General features: G+C 51.5%; 1 protein-coding gene. It reads right to left on the reverse strand.

The annotated features are described in order from the left end of the window. Positions 1 to 1,335, reverse strand: a 1,335-nt coding sequence (locus QVD32_RS13140) for a RagB/SusD family nutrient uptake outer membrane protein (RefSeq protein WP_287710386.1), incomplete at both ends; no start/stop codon positions are given.

Genomic DNA, 1,335 nt, shown 5'->3' on the forward strand with positions numbered 1-1,335 from the left:
ATAACCGGGATTCTGATCCATATTGTCGTTATACAAAATATCGTTCTCGGGAATTGGCAATGCCCAACGATAGCTCGGGAAATCGATATTTTTCGTGAGCGGATCCAAGTCGTAATCGGTCCGAACCAACGACTTCTGCAAACGTTTCATATCGAAGAATATATGGCCCTCGAACAAGAACTCTTTGCGGCTTTCCTCGAACAGGTTGTCGAGCGTTACCGAAGCGTAAGCCTCGGCATTACGGTTCGTGGCTACGCGATTCAAATCGTCGATGGCGGTTACGCCCGATACCGTAGCTCCACGGTAAATAGCCTCCGAACGTATCAGATACATTTCCGAGATTCGCAATACCGGCACGTTATTGTAGGCCAACAGTCCGTTTTTACCGGGGAACTTGGTAGACCAGCGATAACCCGGATACTTACTATTGGTTTTCGTCAATCCGGTCAACCGCACATCGGTTGCGTCATACAAATCGATAAGGTCGTTCGATACTCGAACGTCGCCATAACCGGCTCCGCCTGCAACTTCGGGGGCTGTCAAGTAGTCTCCGAGGTCACTGCGGCTGCCGTCGCTCTGAGATACGTAAACTTCAAATATGATTTCGCTGCCCGATTGGGGGGCTACGTCTACCGAGCCGTCCCACATCGATACGAAGCGGTCGCCCGAAAGCAGACGGAAACGCCCGTTCTTGATCACTTTCGTCGCATAATCAGCGGCCAACTGCCAATCTTCATGATGCAGATATACCCGTGCCATCAAGGCTTGAATAACCGGTTTCGTTACCGTGGCTACGACATCTTTCACCCCTGCGCGCACATAGCTGTCGCTCATCAGGCGTTCGGCTTCCACCAAGTCGGGTATAATGAGGTTTTCATACACTTCCGCTACCGTGTTACGAGAGGGACGGGCCGAAAGGTCGTCCTTCAAGACGATGGGCACACCCATCGCTTCTACTCCGGTAAGACCTTTTTCCTTGATATATCCGTAGGGTTGAGCATAAACTCGTACCAAATCGAAGTAAGCCAAAGCTCGCAAGAAAAGATTCTCGGCTTTGATGTTGTTGATTTGCTCGTCGCTTACCCCGTCCCGCGAGAATTTTCCTTCGTCAATAGCCGTGAGGGCTTTATTACAGCCCAATATCGCGCTATATGCGCTCGACCAAAGACCCATCGTGCTGGTCGAAGTATAGTTCCAAGCCGGTTCCTGACGCATACGTCCTGTATTGACCGGGCCTACCATACCGTTGCCGCACATCACGTCGAATGTCAACGGGAACGATGCTCCATACCACGAGATGACTGCCCGATAGTTACCCGCCGTCGCTCCGTCGAT

Source organism: Barnesiella sp. (assembly GCF_022723415.1).
In the GTDB taxonomy this organism is placed as follows: domain Bacteria; phylum Bacteroidota; class Bacteroidia; order Bacteroidales; family Barnesiellaceae; genus Barnesiella; species Barnesiella intestinihominis.